The sequence below is a fragment of the Brucella pituitosa genome, assembly GCF_965577835.1.
In the GTDB taxonomy this organism is placed as follows: domain Bacteria; phylum Pseudomonadota; class Alphaproteobacteria; order Rhizobiales; family Rhizobiaceae; genus Brucella; species Brucella pituitosa.
On sequence record NZ_OZ264092.1, the window covers coordinates 857,848 to 875,089 of the forward strand.

A 17,242-nucleotide genomic window follows, 5' to 3' on the forward strand; every position below is an offset into this window, starting at 1 on the left:
CCCATCGTCGAAATGAAAGACGTGCGCCGAATGTTCGGTGAAACGCCAGCTATTAACGGCGTTTCTCTTTCGGTTGCGCGCGGCGAGATCCTCGGCATCATCGGTCGCAGCGGCGCTGGTAAATCCACGCTGATCCGCTGCATTAATGGTCTTGAAAAGCCCGATGTCGGTTCAATCAAAATCGAAGGCCGCGAAATTACTGCGCTCACGGAAAACAGCCTGCAGCCGGTGCGTCGCCGCATCGGCATGGTTTTCCAGCACTTCAATCTGTTGTCGGCAAAGACCGTTGCACAGAACATTGCTTTGCCGTTGAAAATCGCAGGCCAGCCGAAAGCCCAACGCGTGAAACGTGTTGCAGAACTGTTGGAACTGGTCGGCCTGTCCGACAAGGCCAACCATTATCCGGCCCAGCTTTCAGGCGGCCAAAAGCAGCGCGTCGGTATCGCGCGCGCATTGGCGGCAGAACCGGCAGTACTCCTTTCCGATGAAGCGACGTCTGCGCTTGATCCGGAAACGACACAATCCATTCTGGCTTTGCTCAAAGACATCAATACAAAGCTCGGCCTCACGATCCTGCTGATTACCCACGAAATGGACGTAATCCGCCGTATCGCCGATCGCGTGATCGTCCTCGATCACGGCGCAATTGCTGAGGAAGGTCCGGTCTGGCAGGTTTTTGCAAGGCCGCAGGCACCGGTCACACAGAGTCTGCTGCATGTACTGACGCCGGAACTGCCTGCCTCCTGGCGCGAACAACTGGTCAGTGAAAAAGGCGATCAGGCAGTCATTAAAATCAGACTTTCCGGCCAGGCGGCAAAAAGCGCCTTCTTCAACGAGATCACGGCCGCAACGGGTCTTGAGACTCGCCTTATTCACGGTGGTATGGATACCATTCAGGGTGAGCCGGTTGGCACACTTTTCGTTGCCCTGCCCGCACTGGACAAGGCAAAACTCGACGCCGCCATCAGCTACATCAAAACCCACGCAGACGCCACGGAGGTACTTGGTTATGTCTCAGGCGATGCTTGATCTTCTTTGGCGCTCCTTCTGGGAAACCATCATCATGACAGGCTTTTCGAGCCTGATCTCTCTGGTGGTTGGCTTGCCGCTCGCGCTCATCATGATCCTGACTGAACGTGGCGGACTGGCGCAGAACCTGACGCTCAACACCATTCTGGGTGCAATCATCAACGGTTTCCGTTCAGTACCATTCATCATCCTGCTGGTGGCGCTTATTCCGGTCACACGCTTTATCGTTGGCACGTCCATCGGCACATGGGCATCCATCGTGCCGCTGTCGATTGCCGCTATTCCTTATTATGCGCGTATTGCGGAAGTTTCGCTGCGCGAAGTGGATAACGGTCTTATTGAAGCTGCACGCTCCATGGGCGCAAACCGCTGGACAATCGTTCGCGAAGTGCTGGTGCCGGAAGCGCTGCCGGGAATCGTTGCAGGCTTCACCGTCACCATCATCACACTTGTTGGCGCTTCCGCAATGGCTGGCGCAATTGGTGCAGGCGGCCTCGGCGATCTTGCAATCCGCTACGGGTATCAGCGCTTCGAAACCACCATCATGATCGCAGTTGTGATCATTCTGATCATTATGGTTTGTGGTGTTCAGTGGATCGGTGATCGTTTAGTCAACCGTCTCGACAAGCGTAATCTGCGTTCGAGAGCCTAAAGCGCATCCCGAAAAGCGGGATAATACCTAAAAACAAATAATCAGAGCGGCTCAAATGCCGCTCTTATCTTACCCGCTGACGAAAGCCCGCTTCCAACGTATTACCGTCTGGATCAAAGACAAGGGCTGCATAATAGCCCATCTCTTCCGGCCCCTGATAAGCTGGCGCTCCGCTTTCACTGCCGCCGCCCTGAAGAGCCGCACGGTGGAATGCTTCCACATCGTCACGGCTGCTCGCATTGAACATCAGATGCAGATGATTGCCCGGCTTGCCGCCAGGCTCGTCAGCACCCGGTTTTGAGCCGCTATGTATCCATAGAAACGGTACAGGTGCCCTCTCTCCACCACTGACAAAGAAACCGCTGTCCGAATGGGCAATAACGGCCAACCCAAGCTTGGGCATACAGCTTTCATAGAAAGAAAGGCTGCGGTGGAGATTTCTGCTTTGAAAGCCGATGTGATCGAAGAGCGACATAGGGTCTATTATATGTCGGCTTTGGATAAAGGAAAGCGGCACTCCCAATTTTGGAGAGCGCCGCCTTTATTATTATTGGAACGTCAAAATCAGCCGCGTGTGCGTGCCAGACCCGTCTTGGCTGGCTGGTAGTTTGCATCGAGCTGAAGCGCGCGCGAATAGGAATTTGCAGCCTTCGCCTTGTCACCACGCTGTTCATAAACCAGCGCCTGATTGGACCAGCTCTCAGCAATGTTCCCATCAAGGGTGATAGCCGTATTAAAATCGTCAAACGCATTGTCATAGTCGCCAAGAGCGACATAGGAAATGCCACGACCATTATAAGGCTCAGGCGCCGTCGAATTGAGCGAAATCGCTTTCGAGAAATCTTCAATCGCCTGTTGATGCTGGCCTTTAGCCTGATAGATCAGACCACGATTGTGATAAGCGCGCCCATCGGTCGTCTGCAGCGAAATCGCCTGATTGAAGTCACTAAGCGCCTGATCGAGACGTCCAGCCAGACGATAGACGTTGCCGCGCCCGACATAAGCCGCATCATATTGCGGATTGATCTGGATCGCGCGGCTATAATCCTGAGCCGCCTTGCCGCTGTCGCCCATATAGCGATAAATCAGCGCGCGGTTTGCATAGGCCTGATAGAAGTTCGGGTTAAGCGCTATCGCCTGATCGAAATCACGCAGCGCTTCCTTATAACGACGGGCCTTACCGTAAGCCGATCCGCGCACGTTGTAAGCTTCAGGGTCGCGTGGGTTGCTCTGGATAACGCTGGTGAGCGAGCTGATGTTTTCGCTCGAGCCCTGCGCACGATCAACCGTACTCAACGCACTATGGGTGCTGGAGCTTTGGCAACCGGCAACAGCAAGTGCCAGAAACGCCGTGGCCGCCAACAGGCTGTTTCGTGCAAAATGAGAGCTTGCTGACTTTCCGGCCCTCACAACAAAGTTCCCGGACGAATGCATCACCTTAAAGCGTTTTGGCAACGACAGCGTTCCTTTCTGCTTGATCGGAGCGAGGGATTTGAAACCCAAAACTTCCGTCAACTTTGTCCCCGACTGATACAACAGCCACAATACTATAATTGCTTCTATAGCACAGCAAAAGGCAGCAGAAAAACTGCGCCCTCAAACGCATCCGAAAACCGAAAACGTCCTTCGGATAAGATACGCGTTAATTCAGCTCATTGAAGCATAGATCTGATGCTATCGGATCTTCGCTCCGGATGGATCAACGCTACAATAAAGGTCTGTATATGGCAGTCCGCTGACTAATCAAATCGGCTTGTTTTATCTCGTGAAACAAACCAAGATTACTCTTCGACCTCCAGACATGCAAAAACCGGCGCAAGCCATAAGCCGCACCGGAATGCAAAAAGGCGCCGCACAGGCAGCGCCAATTTCAAATCAATCAACGAGCAGCAGGACGACCGCCGCCGATGAGACCTTCACGCTGCGCGCGCTTGCGAGCCAGCTTGCGTGCGCGGCGAACGGCTTCAGCCTTTTCACGGGCGCGCTTTTCAGATGGCTTTTCATAGTGGCCACGCATCTTCATTTCGCGGAAGATACCTTCGCGCTGCATCTTTTTCTTGAGAGCGCGGAGAGCCTGATCAACATTGTTATCGCGGACGAGTACCTGCACGTGTAATCCCGTATCGGTTAGAATTTCGATTGAGCCTGAGGCATTAAGGGCGTCTCTTAACGAGTTCCAGCTAATCGAGTCAACCGGTAAACGCCCAAAGGCTCCCAAGCTTCGCAGCTTAAACGCTGCAAATTGGTGGTGGCTATTACCAGATAGCCCACCCCCTGTCCACCTCCAGATGCAACTTTGCCCACCGTTGCAGATAAATAATGGTCTTATATGGATTTATAATGACTGACAGGTCTCGAATACGCTATCTGCCACGCGCGTTCCGCACAATTCAGCCTCATTGCTCCAGCATAGGAGCAGTCAGGCAATTCACAGCCATTTTCCCCTTTCGATTGATTCCATCGCTCAAGATTCATGTCCCTACGCAAACGACTCGTTATTCAGTTCACAGGCTATGAGGGCCTGCACCCCAAAGCCGTGCGCATACGCCATGCGCAAGCGCTGAAGGATTTTGACCGGTTATGGAAAGCCAAGACGAAGCTCTCGCCCATGATCGACGAGCCGAATGATTGTGGAACGCTGATCGCGACAACGCAGGGCAACGGCTGGCAAACCGAGACAGAGTTCTGCCAGTTCGGCACCGCTGATATCTTCGATGACTATGCTGCCCGTTCGACACCGAAGCGGATGCTGACAGGCTTTTATGCCTTCATGAACATAGTCTTCACCGGCACCCTGCTGCGCTATCTGCGGACAAGCTGGCGCTTCGTGATGTTCTTCATGTGGCCATTTCTATTGTCCATCGTCATCATAGCAACCGCAGCCCTGATTGCCTCTGCGCCCATGCTTGCGGACTTCCCATTGTGGAATCTCGTCTGGTCGCTTCCACTGGCTGCTGTTATCGCGACATTGCTCGTGCGCTGGCCGGGCGATCGCTTTTTCATGTCCTATCTGCTCGATGACTGGTCGGCAGCCTACGACCGCATCCATAATCGCAATGAAAAGCTCGTGCGACGCCGCAAAGCTTTTGCTGAAGCGCTGAAAAAGAAGATCGAAGAAAGTGGCGCCGATGAGGTCATCATCGTCGCGCATAGTCTGGGCACGGTTCCTGCTGCAGAAGCTCTTGCCGACGTTCAGCGCGAGCGTCCAGACCTGTTGCGCAAGCAACCTGTCTCTTTGCTCGGCATCGGCTCATGCCTCCTGATGATTGCTTTACACCCCAAGGCGCGAAGTTTGCGCGAAGATGTGCGTGTGGTGATGGAAGAAAGCCCGGTTCTTTGGTCTGAATTCCAGGTTTTAACGGACATCATCCACTTCTACGGTTCTGATCCTGCGAAAACGCTCAAAATCAAGACCACAAATCCGCCGCTGATCCACCGTATCCGCTTCAAAAATGTTCATAGCGAAAACCGCTATAAACGTTCAAAGGGCAATTTCTTCCTGATGCATCTGCTTTATATGCGCGGTGCGGAGAAAAAGAACTTTTACGACTTTGGCATGTTTCTGCACGGCCCGTTCTTTTTCCGCGAACTGATGACGACGTATAAAGACAAAGCCGCCCCTCTTGATGAAGAAGGACGGCTCCTAATTTCGTAATACACGAAGCTGTTATGCTTGCGGTAGCTCTACCACTGCGATGGTAAGCCACGTCGCGGTCAGTGCTGGCTTGACCATATTCTCAACTTCCAGCGTCACTTCGTAATGGTTGACCACGCGGCCCGATGGACGAATATCAGCATTTGCCAGCTTGAACCGGGCGCGCACGCGCGCGCCAGTCTTCACCGGTGACATGAAGCGCACTTTGTCGAAGCCATAATTGATGCCCATAGTGGCACCCTGCAGCATCGGCAGCGCTTCAAATGCCAGGGTTGAAAGCAGCGACAGCGTCAGAAAGCCATGCGCAATCGTGCCGCCAAAAGGCGTTTCCTTGGCTGCGCGCTCTGGATCAACATGAATGAACTGATGATCGTCCGTCGCATCTGCGAATTGATCAATCATCGCCTGCGTGACTTCACGCCACTCGGAGCATCCAACTTCCGTACCGATTGCTTCGCGCAACTGGTCGAGCGTAATTGCGTCTTTCATTCCATGAAACTTTCTGCTGAACTGATACTCTCTTGTTATCCATTAAAGCATTTGAGCCAAAAGTGCGAAGCGGTTTTGCGTGGGATAGTGCGTAAAAACAAACAATTAGAGTGGCTCTAACGATTCGATCTTAACTGGAACCACTCTGATCACAAGACGCAAGGCAGCTGATCAGGCTGCGACCAGTATTTCACGTGCAATATCATCCCAATGGCCGAAAACGTGGCTCGCACCTTTGGAAGACAAGCGTTCAGCATGGCCTTCATAAGTATGACCGCCACCCGTATAACCAAAAGCCGTCATGCCGGCTGCAATTGCACCTTCAACGCCAAAAGGCGAATCTTCGATAACCACACAGCGCGCCGGATCAACACCCATTTTGTCAGCCGCAAAGAGGAAAAGATCGGGTGCAGGCTTACCGCGCTTGACCATGCTCGATGAATAGACTGCATCGCCGAAATAATGATTGATACCGGTCTTCTCCAGGCTGAATGCGATGCGCTCCGGTTGCGAGGAGGATGCAACGCAACGCTTGTGCGGCAGGACTTTCAGAAAATCAGCAATGCCGACCGCAGGCTGCAGATGTTCGGCAAACAGAACCTTCGTTTCCGGCCAGAACTGGCTCAAAGCTTCTTCCGGCAGGCGATGGCCAGTCAAACCGGCGATCATCTCTAGAATATCTGCCTGCTTCATGCCGATGCCTTTGGCAACGGTGCCTTGCGGCAGCATCATACCGTGATTGGCATATACCTGTTCAAACGCGCGGCAGGAAAGCGGCTCGCTATCGACGAGAACACCGTCACAATCGAAGATAACGAGATCGAAGGGGGATGCGTTGCTCATAAAGGCTCCAATGGCATGCATATTTTGTCGCGCAGTTTGGGGGTGCGCGTCTGTCAGTGTTGATATAGAGACTGTTCGTCCATTGCGCATCTATAACAATATAAGCGTGACAAAATTATCGCGGAATAGATAATTAAGTAATTTGCGGAGACTCTCATGACGACGAATGTGGCACTGGTTGGATTGGCGCGAGACTTACAATTACGCGCCGAAACCGGAAAACCAATCCGCATCGGTCTTATCGGTGCGGGTGAAATGGGCACGGATATCGTCACACAGGTCGCCCGTATGCCCGGCATTGAAGTGGGCGCCCTTTCCGCCCGCCGTCTACCGAACACATTCAAGGCTGTCCGCACCGCCTATGGCGACGATGACAATGCGCGCGAAGCCAATAGCGAAAGCGCCATGACCAGCGCTATTGAAAGCGGCAAAATTGCTGTCACCGGCGATAATGATCTGATCCTCTCAAATCCGCTGATCGACGTCATCATCGATGCAACCGGCATTCCGGAAGTGGGTGCCGAGACCGGCATCAAGGCTATCGAGCATGGCAAGCACCTTGTGATGATGAATGTCGAAGCCGATGTCACCATCGGACCTTACCTTAAGGCACAGGCCGACAAGCACGGTGTTATTTATTCGCTGGGTGCAGGCGACGAACCTTCCTCCTGCATGGAGCTGATCGAGTTCGTTTCAGCGCTTGGCTATGAAGTGGTCTCTGCTGGTAAGGGCAAGAACAATCCGCTTAATTTTGATGCCATCCCTGACGACTATCAGGAAGAAGCCGACCGCCGGAACATGAATGTCCGCCTGCTGGTCGAATTCATCGATGGCTCCAAGACCATGGTCGAAATGGCAGCCATTGCCAATGCAACCGGCCTTGTTCCTGATATTGCCGGGATGCATGGCCCCCGCGCCAGCATTGACCAGTTGAGCAGCACCCTTATCCCGCAAGCCGATGGCGGTGTGCTGACCAAAAGTGGTGTCGTTGATTATTCCATCGGCAAAGGCGTTTCGCCCGGCGTGTTCGTTGTGGCCAAGATGGACCACCCTCGTCTTAACGAACGTCTTGAAGATCTGAAAATCGGCAAAGGCCCTTACTTCACCTTCCACCGCCCCTACCACCTCACTTCACTTGAAGTGCCGTTGACCGTTGCGCGCGCGGTTCTGCATGGCAAATCCGATATGGTGCCGTTGCCAAAGCCTGTGGCAGAAGTCTGTGCCGTTGCGAAAAAGGACATGCAGCCGGGCGAAAAGCTCGATGCCATCGGCCAATATTGCTACCGCTCATGGATCATGACGACACCGGAAGCACGTGCTGCCAAAGCCATTCCTTGCGGCTTGCTGCAAAACGGCACCGTCACCGCACCGATCAAGAAAGGTGAACTCATCACCTATGCCAATGCAGCACCGCAGCCGGGCTCCAAGATCGCCGAACTGCGTGCGTTGCAGGACAAGATGATCTACGGCTGAAGCCCGATCGAAAACTCAAACAAAAAGGCGGCTCGAAGCCGCCTTTTTGTTTTCCAACCGGGCACCCCGGCCTTATGAGATTCGGGGAAATGGCGTGCCGAAAATGGTGAGGTTCGAGAACCGGAGCGGAATGTACTTAACGTACATGAGCACCGGAAGCGCAGAACCACGCCATTTGCAGACCGCCAGAACCCGAATATCCAAGGCCTAGTGGTCCAATGCTTTGACGATGCTTTCCACCATCTTCTTCGCGTCAGCAAAAAGCATCATGGTGTTGTCGCGGAAGAACAGCTCGTTCTCCACGCCCGCATAACCTGAGCCCATGCCGCGCTTGATGAAAAGTACTGTTCCAGCCTTGTCGACATCGAGGATCGGCATACCGAAAATCGGCGATTGCGGATCGGTCTTCGCTGCCGGATTGGTCACGTCATTCGCGCCAATCACGAAGGCAACATCAGCCGTCGCAAATTCTGAATTGATGTCTTCAAGCTCGAAAACTTCATCATAAGGTACGTTGGCTTCGGCCAGCAGCACGTTCATATGGCCCGGCATACGACCAGCAACAGGGTGGATCGCGTATTTGACTTCCACGCCTTCGGCTTTCAGCTTGTCGGCCATTTCACGCAGCGCGTGCTGTGCCTGCGCCACTGCCATACCGTAACCCGGCACGATAATGACCTTGGAAGCGTTCTTCATGATGAAGGCCGCATCGTCTGCCGAACCCTGCTTGACCGGACGCTGCTCAACTTCGCCGCTGCCAGCAGCCGAGGTGTCTCCACCAAAGCCACCGAGAATGACCGAGATAAACGAGCGGTTCATGCCCTTACACATGATGTAGGACAGGATCGCACCGGACGAACCGACCAGTGCACCCGTGATGATCAACGCAAGATTGCCGAGCGTAAAGCCGATACCTGCCGCAGCCCAGCCCGAATAGGAGTTGAGCATGGAAACGACAACCGGCATATCTGCACCGCCGATTGGCACGATGATCAGCACACCGAACACCAGCGCCAGAATGACTATGAGCCAGAACACGAAATGACTTTCGGTGTTGGTCAGAACGGCAATCAGGATCACGATTGCCGCCGCCAGTGCAGCATTGATGACATGGCGCCCCGGCAGCATGATCGGCTTGCCCGACATGCGGCCATCAAGCTTCAGGAATGCGATGATCGAGCCTGTGAAGGTGATTGCACCAATCGCAACACCCAGCGACATTTCGATCAGCGCCTGACCGTGGATTTGGCCGACTTCACCAATGCCAAAGGAGTGCGGTGAGTAAAGCGCTGCGGCAGCAACGAGAACAGCTGCAAGACCGATCAGCGAGTGAAAGGCTGCCACAAGCTGCGGCATCGCGGTCATGGCGATACGGCGTGCAATCACGGCACCAATACCGCCACCAATGGCGATACCAAGAAGGATCAGCACCAGACCGCCGAAGCTTGGACGTGCCAGCAACAGCGTGGTGACGATAGCAATACCCATACCGATCATGCCGTAGGTATTACCTTGACGGCTGGTGGTTGGGTGCGAAAGGCCGCGCAGTGCCATGATGAACAGGACGCCAGAGACCAGATAAAGGAAGGCTGCGAGATTAACACTCATGATGGCTCAGCCCTCACTTTTCTTTTTTCTTGTACATGGCGAGCATGCGCTGGGTAACCAGAAAGCCGCCAAAGATGTTTACACTTGCAAGGATGAGCGCGATGAAGCCGAAGCCCGTGGCCCAACCCGAAAGCGAAAGACCGACTGCGAGAAGTGCGCCGACCACGATCACCGATGAAATGGCATTGGTAACGGCCATAAGTGGTGTGTGAAGTGCAGGTGTCACCTGCCAGACAACGTAATAACCGACGAAAATCGACAGGGCGAAAATCGCAAGACGGAAGACAAACGGATCAACCACGCCACCGCTTGCAGCATGGGCGGCAGCGGCGGCAGCGTCTCCTAAACCACCTGCATTTTCCGCTGCCTGCCTTACGGCATCTGCCGCCTGATTGAGGCTCTCAAGAGCTTTTTCGAGTGCTGTATCGGACATTATGCCTCTCCTCCATCAGCGGAAGTTTTTGCAGCTTTTGCCGGTGCTTTTCGGGTTGTTTTGGCGACAGCCTTAGCCGTGGCAGACGCCGCCTCCTTTGCAGCCTCTGCCTTGACAGCAGGCGCCTTTGCCTTCGGCGCAGCTTTCGGCTTAGCGACCTTCTCAGTCACGACCGCTGGTGCTGCTTCGGCTTCGGCCTTGGCAAAAGCCGGATGCACAATTTTGCCCTCATGGGTGAGAAGCGTCGCCTTTACCAGCTCTTCTTCCGGATCGAGCTTGAGCAGCTTTGCTTCCTTATCGACCAGCGTTTCGAGGAATGCATAAAGGTTGCGTGCGTAAAGCTGCGAGGCAGTCGCCGCAATGCGTCCCGGCACATTGAGATGCCCGACGATCTTCACGCCGTTCACATCTGCAACCTGACCGGCAATTGCACCCTCAACGTTGCCGCCGCGCTCAACTGCAAGATCAATCAGCACCGAGCCCGGACGCATGGCCGCGACCATTTCCTTCGTCACGAGGCGCGGAGCCGGACGACCCGGAATAAGCGCTGTGGTGATGACAATATCCTGCTTGGCGATATGGTCTGCAACGAGTGCCGCCTGCTTCGCCTGATATTCCTTCGACATTTCCTTGGCATAGCCGCCAGAGGTTTCAGCAGCCTTGAATTCCTCATCCTCGACAGCGATAAATTTCGCGCCAAGAGAAGCCACCTGTTCTTTAGCGGCCGGACGCACGTCGGTTGCTGTCACGACAGCCCCAAGACGGCGCGCGGTCGCAATAGCCTGCAAACCTGCAACGCCCGCCCCCATGACAAACACGCGCGCCGCAGGAACGGTGCCCGCTGCCGTCATCATCATCGGCATGGCGCGATCATAGGTTTCGGACGCGTCAATGACCGCCTGATAACCCGCGAGATTGGCTTGCGACGAGAGAACATCCATCACCTGCGCACGGGTGATGCGTGGCATGAATTCCATCGTGAAAGCGGAAATTCCGGCCTTGCCCAATGCTGCGACGGCCTCTTCATGGCCATAAGGATCAAGCATCGCAAAGAGCGCTGTGCCCGATTTATATCCTTTAAGTTCCGCGTCGTTTGGCCGGCGTACCTTGAGGATAACATCTGCCGCTTTGGCATCTGCCGCAGTTCCAATGCGCGCCCCGGCACCCGAAAATTCGGTATCGATGATACGCGATTTTTCGCCTGCGCCTTTTTCCACCACGACATCAAAACCAAGCGCGATGAATTTCTTCACCGTCTCGGCAGATGCCGCAACGCGGGTCTCGTTGGGATCACTCTCTTTCGGAATGAATATAGTCTGGGCCAACTGGTTTCCCTTTCGTGGCTTGATCCGACCTTGCGGGCGGGCACAATTCAGAGCCTCCGGGAAGAGGCTCCATCAAAGACATTTGAGTCCATTTCGATCTGATTGAATCAGATTGGCGCGTCTCAACATTTTGTTCTCACGCGTATCTTGGTCCCAAAACCATTTCACACTTTTCGGGATGCGCTCGAAGTAGACAACATGCATAAAGCCCCGGCACGGTGCGGGCTGCACCAATACCAAGGCATTCGATCAAATCGTGCAGATTATTGCTGGTTTAAGTCCTTAGAGAAGGAACCAGGCAGCAACGCAGATAAGAAGGAAAAGAACGGTCGCAGAGAAGAAACCACCCGCGAAGAAGCCGAACGCCATGGCAGCCAGAAGCGCAACGAGTGCCACTGTGCCCCATTTAAATACGATCGTGAAACCCGCATAAGTTTTCTCATGCTCAGGATAATCCATCGACGCGCCAAGTTCAGCTGGGGCTGTATTGTGATGTTCTGCCATTTTTTAGTTCCACCCATTGAGATATTTTGACTATTCTTAGCCAGAATATCCGCAATCTTCAACGCGCATGCAACCTTTACCGGAGTTAGCCTTTAGCTTTCCTACCCGGCTGTTTGTCGCAGCGCCCCTCCATTCCGCAAGTGCCGCATTGTGCGGCTCCTCCACCTAACTAACGGCAATTTTCAAAAAGTGCTACATCTAATTATTTAGAGCAACTTTCAAAAAGATTTAAAAGATAGATGGCAAGGATCGTGCGTTTGCACTTTTTTGCATTAATTGATGTTACACGCCCAGCCCCGTATATTTGGCGGTCGGCAAGATGGTCAGCGGCCCCACGCCATTCACAAGATTACCAAACATAGCGCGGCGTTCATGCGGCTGCGACTTGAAAAAGGGGAAACGAACAGCAACCGCATCTCGAATATTGCGAATAGGTGCTGCACCTAAACCAACCTTGATGCCATATCCTTCGTGCTCGCGCGCTTCAGCCATAACAGTCGTGCCGAAAATACGCTTATAAAAGGCCATATGCTCGGGTTTAACTGACGCAAGACATTGATCAGCTTCGAAAAACTCCGAAGCCATCGCGGCAATGCGAAGCGTGACATAGGGAATGGCAGGATACTCGCTCAGCAATTCAGGGTCTGCTGCAAATCGTGTGGGATCGACAAAGCTCATACCGCTGTTCAGCAACGGATCAAGGATATCAGGAAACAGTGCGTAGCTTGTTCCGCGGCGATGGTCTGGAGTGATGTGATGAATTCGCAATGTACTGACCAACTGCCCATCAATATGGATACCATAGACAAAGGCATGGCTGTCGAGATCAATATCATCGACGATCGACGGCACTTCCGCTTCATGCATCACATTGCGCGTACGATAGGACCGATAGCGCAAACGGCCTATCTCTTCGAGATCTTCCGCGTGAACCACACGGCGATATTCTACCCGATCCAGAAACTGCAGGAGCTGCCGCGCGAAATTGGATAGCGGCGGTTGCCCGCCGGAGACAGCTTCATTGGTCATTCAAATTGTATCCGCACCCATCAAATCAGCGCGCAGAATAAGGTGCTTTATGAGCGTGTAAAGGTATAACTTGGAGTTTTTCTCTCATGTCGGGAAGAGATAAACCCACCGGCTCATAAAAGTGATGCTGCAGAGAGGCCCGTTTTGCGGCTTGGCGAGGTTGAATGGCCGCCTAAACGGCCATTCTGACTAGTCCAATGGGGAGCTAGATCGCATTGGCCAAAGATTGAAACATGTTGATTGTTTCTTCTTTCACTGCCTGACCATCGACATTGTAGTTGGCATAAGCCGATGTCTTGACAATCACCACCCGCTTGGCCGGATTGACATAGATGAACTGCCCGTAAATCCCCACACCACAAAAATCGCCTTGAGGTTCCGCGGGTATCCACCACTGATAGCCATAACCATAAGCTGTCTTTCCAGACGGCATTTTCCGTCCCGGCATCAAATAGGGTTCATCAGGTGTCACAGAATCATGCACCCACTGAGCAGGCACAATCTGCTCACCGCGATAATTGCGTCCTTCATTCATATAGAGCAGCCCGAAGCGGGCGTAATCACGTAGAACAGCATTCAAGCCCCCCGCCGCAACGACCTCGCCTTTTGGATCAGCCAGCCAATACGCGTCAGCTTCTGCTCCCAGCTTCAACCAAAGCCGATCTCCGAAATACTGCTGAATCGGTATGCCTGTCGCCCCTTCAAGAACCAGAGCGAGAACCTGAGTATCGGCAGAAACATACTGATTGACCGTTCCCTGGGGCACCGCATTTTTCAAATGAGCCGTGAAATCAACAACTGAGCCTGTCAGCATCTGCACAATGTAATGCACAATATCTGAATTCAGATCAGCGTAATTCTCGTTGAAGCCGATACCTGAGGACATTTGCAGGACGTTTTTGACAGTAACGCCCTTATAGCCCCCCTCTTTGAGAGCCGGTGCATAGTGATCGACCGTCTCGTCCAATTTGATCTGCCCATCATGAACAGCATTGCCGATCAGGAAGGAAATGAAGGATTTTGAAAGAGACATTGCAATGGATTGCGTTCTCTCCGTGTTGCCCCGCGCATATTCTTCATGGACGATCACACCATCTTTGAGAACAATAAATCCGGTTGTGTCTGTTCGTTCGAGAAAGTCAGAAAGTTTGCGCGTTTCACCTTTGTAGACATAAGTCTCTGGCAATGCCCGTTCGACTTTTGGCAAAGGGCTAACATCATTGGTATGCGGGATGCGGATTGACGCGTAACGCTTGTAGAGAGTGCGAAAATTCTCATCGATCACATCAGGTTTAAATATCTGTGCATATTCATACACGGCCCAATATTCATGTATCTTTTTCCAAAAAACCGCCGCACCAACACCAAGAATAATTACAAGGCATATAGTTAAATATAATAAATAGCGAAAAACCCGCTTCATTCCTCCTCCTTTATTAAATTTTACTTATAAATAACAAGAGAATTAAATTCACTCTTCAATGACCAGCGAGTATCTTCAACTTTATTGCTGTAAAGGAAATAGCTAAAATTTGCCAAGATAAAATAGGGTGCATGGCAGACACATAAATCGTTTTATATGATTGGACGCTTGTTCGTTCAAACACGACAGCATCGGCCCAAAAATCGATTGAGATTTTGGGAAAGCACGATGCTTAGTAAAGAAGGCAGAGCGACCTTTGTGCACCCAGGAGGGCGCACGGCGCTCTATCCGACGAATGTGCGCCCACTATCATGAGGCACCACGGCCTTGGCCGAAGAAGTTCGAATTTCTGTGGCAGGAACAGGTTTACCCAAGAGATAGCCTTGCACCAGATCGGCACCCGCCGCCACGCGTATTAATGCCAGCTGTTCTTCCGTTTCAACGCCCTCAACTGTTACGGCGAGCCCAAGCTCATGCGAAAGCTGCGTCACACCGCGCAACAACATCAGCGATCGGCGATCGGTGGTGATGTCGTGCACAAAAGAACGGTCAACTTTGACCTTGGTCAGCGGCAAGCTGTTGAGATAGCTAAGACTTGAATAACCCGTACCAAAATCGTCCAGCGCAATATTGATCCCGGCATTTTTAAGACGCTGTAAAACCAGCGACGTCTGATTACGGTCGGCGATGATCGCACTTTCCGTCACCTCAACCTCAAGCTGCCGGGCGGGGAGGCCTGATTTCTGCAATGCATTGGCAATATCACGCGTGATATCGCTGTTCTTCAAATCAATGGCTGACAGATTGACCGAAACGCCAATCCGATCACCCCATGTGCTACAATCTAAGCAGGCTTGCTCAAGCATGAATCGCGTGATTTGCGAGATGATGCCAATTTCTTCTGCCAGTGGAATGAATTCGGCCGGAGGCACATGCCCGAGCTCCGAATGTTCCCATCGCGCCAGTGCTTCATAGGCCACAACGCGCAGCGACTGCGCGCTGACAATCGGCTGATAAACAACCTTGATCTCTCGGTTTTCGATGGCCAAACGCAGATCGGCTTTCAACTTCTGCCGCCCGCGATATTTGGTATCCATGGCGCTCACAAAAAGCGCCCATTGTTTACCCTCTTCACTTTTGGCTTCATAAAGCGCCAGATCAGCATTCATATGCATACTGCCAACGTCGCTTTTCTCAATGGTCTCAGTGGCAACACCCGCACTGATCTCAATGTGAATCTGATCGCCGTTAAGATCGTAGACACCACTTGCCACTGAAATAACGTGGTCCATGACCGAGACCACTTCATCATCGCCGCGAAGATTAAAGACAAAAATAACGAACTCGTCGCCGCCAAATCGTGAGGCAACATAACGTTGCGGGTCAAGCGAGTTGAGCCGCTCCGCAAAAAGCCGCAGGAATACATCACCGACGTGATGGCCAAGCGTATCGTTGACATGCTTGAAATGATTGATGTCAATGACGATCAGGGCCGCAAGTGTATCAGGTTCCTGATGGGTGCGCAGCGAACGCACCATCGTTTCGAAGTAATTACGGTTCGGCAGTCCGGTTAAACCGTCAAAACGCGCCATATGCTGAATGCGCGCTTCGGATTCGACCCTCTGTGTCACATCTTCAAACATCAGCACCACACCCGCATTAGAGGTCTGGTTGCCGATGCACTCAATATAACGATTATCTGCCAGCTGCAGAATGTCGCGCGCTTTGCGCCCCGACAGCAAGTCCTGCATGCGTGTTCGGATATTGATCAGGTCATTGTGAGGAAACAGGCCCTGCTTTGCGCAATAACGCAACAAGACTTCCAACCTGCGGCCACGCAATTTGGTATGCTCGGCGATCTTCAGCAACGCTTTCGTCTTGTGATTGATAACGGCAATGCGCTGCTGCGCATCGAACATCAGCAAGCCTTGCGGCATGTTGTTGAGCGCGGCATCAAAACGCCCTGCCACGATGGAAAGACGTCGTTTTCCCATCACCGCTGCGAAGAGAAATTCGCGAAGGCCGTTGGCCATCTGGATATTGGACAGAAAATACGGGATCAGCAGCAGCCCAATGACAACATGAAAGGGCGTTCCCGCAAGGATCAATCCGGCCAGAACCGGGATCAGCGTACAAGCGGACATCAGTATCACGGCTTTTGCTGACGCATAGTTGCGTCCAACAATCGATACGACCGATGCCAGCAAAATAGTCAGGCTTGCAAGTTCAGCGAAGGAATCACGCAAAACATAACTTGAGAAAAAGCAGAGCATTCCCAGCGTTGCACAGACCAAAGAAGCGCCGACCAGATAGCGTGCTTCCCACTTATCTAAATCCGCATGAGACAGGCTGCCAAGCTTGGCCTGATCAAATTTATGCATGTCATAGAGGCGACCAAGCGCCACAACTGTAAAAATGCTGGCAAATCCCAAAAAGCGCCAGTCAGCTGTTTTTACATAGATGACGACACACGCCACAACATGGGCGAGCAAACCAAACCATAATGTCGTGCGATTGCCGTAAAGCGCACGCAGAAATGATAGCCGCACATCGGCAGGTATCTCAGGTTGAAGGCTTCGCCACATCTCTTTGATTGTACCCCTTTCATAGGGGGAATATGCCACCAATCACTTAAAAATACCTTTCGCAAAACTAAACCACAAGCTGTTATTACAACCACCATAAGATGTAATCAGATTATTATTAAGCAAATAACGATCAGCACAACCTGGAAGCAATAATACAACTCTAAGATCTCAGAGCGCAGCTTTCAGTTTAT

General features: G+C 52.6%; 16 protein-coding genes. 4 read left to right on the top strand and 12 right to left on the bottom strand.

All coding sequences use genetic code 11. The annotated features are described in order from the left end of the window. Window positions 1-12 precede the first annotated feature (12 nt). Entirely contained in the window at window positions 13-1,029 is a 1,017-nt protein-coding gene (locus ACSME1_RS04105) for a methionine ABC transporter ATP-binding protein (RefSeq protein WP_105534566.1), read from the top strand. Beyond that, window positions 1,010-1,681: a methionine ABC transporter permease gene (locus ACSME1_RS04110; RefSeq protein ID WP_024899292.1), complete on the top strand. Its 672-nt coding sequence runs from the start codon at window positions 1,010-1,012 to the stop codon at window positions 1,679-1,681. Before ACSME1_RS04105 ends, ACSME1_RS04110 begins: the two co-directional genes overlap by 20 nt. 64 nt (window positions 1,682-1,745) lie before the next feature. On the opposite strand, the gene ACSME1_RS04115 is transcribed toward ACSME1_RS04110, so the two are convergent. The 3 genes from ACSME1_RS04115 to rpsU form a co-directional block, all read right to left on the bottom strand. After that, the gene (locus ACSME1_RS04115; protein ID WP_024899291.1) at window positions 1,746-2,156 is read right to left on the bottom strand and encodes a VOC family protein; all 411 of its coding nucleotides are present in this window, start codon (window positions 2,154-2,156) and stop codon (window positions 1,746-1,748) included. An 89-nt stretch (window positions 2,157-2,245) separates the two neighbouring features. Further along, window positions 2,246-3,115, bottom strand: coding sequence for a tetratricopeptide repeat protein (locus ACSME1_RS04120; protein WP_036568002.1), 870 nt, complete (start codon window positions 3,113-3,115; stop codon window positions 2,246-2,248). 445 nt (window positions 3,116-3,560) lie between these two features. Then, entirely contained in the window at window positions 3,561-3,791 is a 231-nt protein-coding gene (rpsU, locus tag ACSME1_RS04125; RefSeq protein WP_024899289.1) for a 30S ribosomal protein S21, read from the bottom strand. Window positions 3,792-4,154: 363 nt separating this feature from the next. On the opposite strand from rpsU, the gene ACSME1_RS04130 reads away from it, so the two are divergent. Continuing rightward, on the top strand, window positions 4,155-5,336 hold the full coding sequence (locus ACSME1_RS04130) for an alpha/beta hydrolase (protein ID WP_105707951.1): 1,182 nt from the start codon (window positions 4,155-4,157) through the stop codon (window positions 5,334-5,336). A 12-nt stretch (window positions 5,337-5,348) separates the two neighbouring features. Here ACSME1_RS04130 and ACSME1_RS04135 read toward each other — a convergent pair whose 3' ends face one another. Both ACSME1_RS04135 and ACSME1_RS04140 read right to left on the bottom strand, forming a co-directional pair. Further along, entirely contained in the window at window positions 5,349-5,825 is a 477-nt protein-coding gene (locus tag ACSME1_RS04135; RefSeq protein ID WP_024899287.1) for a MaoC family dehydratase, read from the bottom strand. A 171-nt stretch (window positions 5,826-5,996) separates the two neighbouring features. Then, a complete protein-coding gene (locus tag ACSME1_RS04140) occupies window positions 5,997-6,668 on the bottom strand; it encodes an HAD family hydrolase (protein WP_024899286.1) in 672 nt (223 codons plus the stop codon). A gap of 156 nt (window positions 6,669-6,824) precedes the next feature. On the opposite strand from ACSME1_RS04140, the gene ACSME1_RS04145 reads away from it, so the two are divergent. Then, a complete protein-coding gene (locus tag ACSME1_RS04145) occupies window positions 6,825-8,141 on the top strand; it encodes a 1-deoxy-D-ribulose 5-phosphate reductoisomerase (RefSeq protein WP_024899285.1) in 1,317 nt (438 codons plus the stop codon). A gap of 207 nt (window positions 8,142-8,348) precedes the next feature. Here the strand turns inward: ACSME1_RS04145 and ACSME1_RS04150 are convergent, their stop codons facing one another. The 7 genes from ACSME1_RS04150 to ACSME1_RS04180 all read right to left on the bottom strand — a co-directional run bounded on the left by ACSME1_RS04150 (window position 8,349) and on the right by ACSME1_RS04180 (window position 17,048). Further along, entirely contained in the window at window positions 8,349-9,749 is a 1,401-nt protein-coding gene (locus tag ACSME1_RS04150; protein ID WP_024899284.1) for an NAD(P)(+) transhydrogenase (Re/Si-specific) subunit beta, read from the bottom strand. A 13-nt stretch (window positions 9,750-9,762) separates the two neighbouring features. Continuing rightward, complete coding sequence (locus ACSME1_RS04155; RefSeq protein WP_024899283.1) at window positions 9,763-10,182, bottom strand: NAD(P) transhydrogenase subunit alpha; 420 nt, start codon at window positions 10,180-10,182, stop codon at window positions 9,763-9,765. After that, entirely contained in the window at window positions 10,182-11,507 is a 1,326-nt protein-coding gene (locus ACSME1_RS04160; protein WP_024899282.1) for a Re/Si-specific NAD(P)(+) transhydrogenase subunit alpha, read from the bottom strand. The genes ACSME1_RS04155 and ACSME1_RS04160 overlap by 1 nt, the downstream gene beginning before the upstream one ends. A gap of 282 nt (window positions 11,508-11,789) precedes the next feature. After that, window positions 11,790-12,011, bottom strand: coding sequence for an aa3-type cytochrome c oxidase subunit IV (locus ACSME1_RS04165; RefSeq protein WP_024899281.1), 222 nt, complete (start codon window positions 12,009-12,011; stop codon window positions 11,790-11,792). A 282-nt stretch (window positions 12,012-12,293) separates the two neighbouring features. Then, on the bottom strand, window positions 12,294-13,040 hold the full coding sequence (locus ACSME1_RS04170; protein WP_024899280.1) for an N-acyl amino acid synthase FeeM domain-containing protein: 747 nt from the start codon (window positions 13,038-13,040) through the stop codon (window positions 12,294-12,296). A 205-nt stretch (window positions 13,041-13,245) separates the two neighbouring features. Next, window positions 13,246-14,463 (bottom strand): serine hydrolase domain-containing protein, encoded by a 1,218-nt coding sequence (locus tag ACSME1_RS04175; protein ID WP_024899279.1) that lies wholly within the window; start codon window positions 14,461-14,463, stop codon window positions 13,246-13,248. 284 nt (window positions 14,464-14,747) lie between these two features. Beyond that, window positions 14,748-17,048: a putative bifunctional diguanylate cyclase/phosphodiesterase gene (locus ACSME1_RS04180; protein ID WP_024899278.1), complete on the bottom strand. Its 2,301-nt coding sequence runs from the start codon at window positions 17,046-17,048 to the stop codon at window positions 14,748-14,750. Between the last annotated feature and the right edge of the window lie 194 nt (window positions 17,049-17,242).